Here is a 2,742-nt window from a genome sequence, read left to right on the forward strand (position 1 = left end):
CTGCTCAGTGTCACTGGTTTCGTCAACACCCAGCAACATGAAGCAGACCTGCCGTTGACTCAACTCATCCCCTCATTCCCCGGAATTGGGTGAAGAACCGTTTTTCTGATGCCCCGATCGGTCACCAACGTACGTTCGGCACGCAACGCCAGGGTTGGATTTACGATGGCTGGGAAGTTTTTTTGAGAGCGGCAGGTACATAAAGGCAGAGCCATTTCCTTAGTAGCAGATTCTGGCGGATCGTGGCCGAGGTTGCTTGGCTAAGTCGCCGGGCACGCACGATGGCACGCAAGTCTCCTTTGACCAAGGTGATCGCGGCACTTTCCATTGCCACGTCGGTGCCAGTTCCCATGGCGATCCCGACATCGGCCTTCGCCAAGGCGGGGGCATCGTTGATGCCGTCGCCCGCCATCGCCACGCGATGACCTTCTCGCTGTAGACGAGCCACGGCTTCGCTTTTCTGTTCGGGCAAGACCTCGGCGATGACTTCGTCGATGCCAAGCGTGCGAGCGACGGCCTCAGCCGTCGTACGGCTATCACCGGTGAGCATCACCACACGTAGACCTTCTGCGTGCAATAACTGGACCGCTTCCTGTGAGGTGCCTTTGATCGTGCCAGCGCCGCCGATCAAGCCGGCGGCCTTGCCGTCCACGGCGACGATCATCACCGTTTGACCCTCTTGGCGTAGCTGATGAAGTCGGCCCTCGACCGAGCTGATATCGACGCCTTCCGAGGACATCATGGCCGGGTTGCCGATCGCGACGTGTTGCGAGCCGGTAGTGCCGCGAACCCCCTTGCCTGTGACCGACTGAAAGTCGCCGACGGTCGCTGGTTCAATCCCGCGGCTCTGCGCGCCCTAGACAATTGCTGCCGCCAAGGGGTGTTCGCTGGCTCGTTCCAGGCCCGCCGCAATTCTCAGGACGAGTGACTCATCAAAACCGGCGAGCGCTTCGACAACGACGAGCTTTGGTTTTCCTTCGGTCAGCGTTCCGGTCTTGTCGACCACGAGTGTGTCAGCGTTACGCAATGTTTCGAGCGCTTCCGCGTCACGGAAGAGGACGCCTGCGGTCGCGCCGCGGCCGGTTCCGACCATGATTGCCATCGGCGTAGCCAGCCCCAATGCACACGGGCACGCGATAATGAGGACCGCCACGGCGTTCACGAGTGCATGGGCCAAGCGCGGTTCCGATCCCCAAGTGGCCCAACCTACAAAGGTCAAGATGGCGGTACCCAGCACCGCAGGCACAAAGAACAGGGAGACCTTGTTGACAAGTTTTTCAATGGGCGCTCGGCTACGCTGCGCTTCGCCGACCATCCGGACAATCTGCGACAACAATGTATCGCCTCCGACTCGTTCTGCTCGCACCAGGAGACCCCCAGTCCCGTTGACGGTTCCTCCGACGACCTTGCTTCCCGGTGTTTTTTCCACGGGAATCGGTTCGCCGGTGATCATCGATTCGTCGAGGGAGCTTTGTCCCTCGATCACGACGCCATCGACGGGGAGCTTCTCTCCTGGACGGATTCGGAGCCGGTCGCCGACGTGTACATGTTCTCGGGGGATATCTTCCTCTTGTCCATTGTCACGGACGACGCGCGCCGTCTTCGGCGCCAGTCCCAAGAGCGCCCTGATCGCAGCGCCGGTTTGCGACCGCGCGCGGAGTTCGAGCACCTGACCGAGCAATACCAGCACGACAATGACCGCTGCGCTATCAAAATACGGTTCGGCTGCCCCGCCCGCGGAGCGAAAGCCGACCGGAAACCACCCTGGAATGATCGTCGCGGCCAAGCTGTAAAGGTAGGCTGCACCAACGCCCAAGGCGATGAGCGTAAGCATGTTCGGGCTTCGATGAACTACCGACGACCAAGCTCGCTGAAAAAATGGCCAGCCGCCCCACAACACCACCGGAGTTGCCAAGATCAGTTGCGCCCAGTTGAATGCCGTCATGTGGTTGTGCAGGAACTCCATCAGACCTTGCGCGGGAATTAAACCCGCCATGGCGATGGAAAAGATGGGCACTGTCAGAACGGTCCCGATCCAGAACCGGTGCTGCATCGCGATTAGCTCCGGATCTGGCCCCACTTCGGCGGCCGGCTGCATCGGCTCCAGTGCCATACCACACTTGGGGCAATTTCCTGGACCGTCCTGCACAATCTCTGGATGCATTGGGCAGGTGTATTTGCCCGCCGAAACGGACGATGGCTCCGCCTGCCGTTTTTCGACAAATGCTTCCGGATTCGTTTTGAACTTCTGTAGGCAATGCATGCTGCAAAAGTGATAGGTCACACCTGTGTGAGCATGCGAACCAGCGGAATGCTGCGGATCTACTCGCATTCCACAAACGGGGTCAATCGCCGTCTGAACATTGCTGGGAGGACCGCTGTGATGGTGGTCGCGTGGCATTATCGCCTCCTTTCGAACGAGGACGTTGCTGCAGTTGTTCAGTGGGACGATTCGATGGCTGCTAAAATCGGGCAGCCATCCAGTTTGCCATTTCCGTCGCATGCCGCGATGAGCGGGACCAATGCCTTCTTCATTCTCCTGAGTTCCTTAATGCGATCATCGATATCCGGTAACCGTTCCCGAATCGGCATGGTTGTTGGGGTTGGTAGGTTGAGGGGGTGGGCTTGAACTTGGGCTTCCCCCGGTGACGGCTATGTCTCGAACTTCGGCGGCGGATCGTGTGTCATTTTGGCGTAGGTTGATCGCGCGCCAGGCGTCGTCGCGTTTAACGGTCGGCGAAC

1 pseudogene is annotated in these 2,742 nt (G+C 59.4%); it reads right to left on the minus strand.

The window, feature by feature from the left end:
* Positions 1 to 226 precede the first annotated feature (226 nt).
* Positions 227 to 2,401, minus strand: a pseudogene (locus tag SGJ19_25490) (heavy metal translocating P-type ATPase).
* Positions 2,402 to 2,742 lie beyond the last annotated feature (341 nt).

The organism is Planctomycetia bacterium (assembly GCA_034440135.1).
GTDB lineage: Bacteria > Planctomycetota > Planctomycetia > Pirellulales > JALHLM01 > JALHLM01.